This is a genomic window from Streptomyces sp. NPDC047515 (assembly GCF_040643055.1).
In the GTDB taxonomy this organism is placed as follows: Bacteria; Actinomycetota; Actinomycetes; order Streptomycetales; family Streptomycetaceae; genus Streptomyces.
Genome location: NZ_JBEYTM010000182.1, coordinates 1 through 1,037, shown reverse-complemented (window position 1 = coordinate 1,037; position 1,037 = coordinate 1). Strand labels below are relative to the sequence as shown.

The 1,037-nt window shown below is 66.2% G+C and carries 1 protein-coding gene; it reads right to left on the bottom strand.

Going from position 1 to position 1,037, the window contains the following annotated elements; all coding sequences use genetic code 11:
• On the bottom strand, nucleotides 1–911 hold a 911-nt coding region (ltrA, locus tag ABZ826_RS39440), incomplete at its 3' end, for a group II intron reverse transcriptase/maturase (RefSeq protein WP_361459427.1).
• Between the last annotated feature and the right edge of the window lie 126 nt (nucleotides 912–1,037).

Sequence of the window (1,037 nt, the reverse complement as noted above, 5' to 3'; positions counted from 1 at the left end):
ATGCGGTTGAGGCTGGACCGCAACGCGGTCGGATGGAACCGACCGAAGTAGTTGATCCAGCCCCGCACGACCGGGTTGATCTCCCGGGCGAGCTGCTCCAGGGTCGTGTCACTGCGCAAGTGCAGCCGCCAACGGCGAATCTGCAACCGGATCAGCTTGGCGGCCGCGTCGCTGACGCCCGGATTGAAGCCGAAGAAGTACTCCCCGTGCTTCGTCCGGAGCCTGCGCACGCGAAACCCGTACCCCAGGAACGTGAACGAGGTGTGCTCAGCCGAGCCGCGCCTGTTCCTGTCCTTGCAGTACACGATGCGGGCTTTCTGGGGATGCAACTCCAGGCCCCCGCACTCGGCCAGCCGCTCGGCGATGGCCTGGCGCACGTGATGCGCCTGGACCTCGTTGCGGCAGTGGACCACCACGTCGTCGCAGTACCGTTCGAACTGGATACCGGGGTACTCCCGGTCCATCCAGGCATCGAACGCGTAGTGCATGAACAGGTTGGACAACACGGGTGAGACCGCTGAGCCCGGCGGGCTGCCACGGTCCCGGGCGAGCAAGCTGCCGTCCGGCCGTTGGAGCGGGGCCTTCAGCCACCGCTCCACATACAACAGGACCCACCGCTGGTCGGTGTGGTGGGCGACCGCCTTGAGGACAAGGTCGTGATCGAGGTTGTCGAAGAAGCCCCGGATGTCCATATCGATCACCCAGTCCGTTCTCCAGCACCGTTCCCGGCATGCCGCGACCGCATCCAGTGCACTACGCCGGGGCCGATAGCCATAGGAATCCGGGTGGAACACAGGCTCCACCAGCGGCTCCAGCACCATCGCCACCACCGTCTGCGCGATTCTGTCCGCGACCGTGGGCACACCGAGGACCCTGACCCCGCGTCCTCCCGGCTTGTCGATCTCCACCATCCGTACCGGCGGCGGAAAATAGCAGCCCGACGAGTGAAGTAGGCCGCCGACGAGGTACCCGTGGCTCGGGTCCTTTTCCGACGGCCCCTTCCCGAACCGGGCAGGCGGCTTTCACCGCACCCGGCT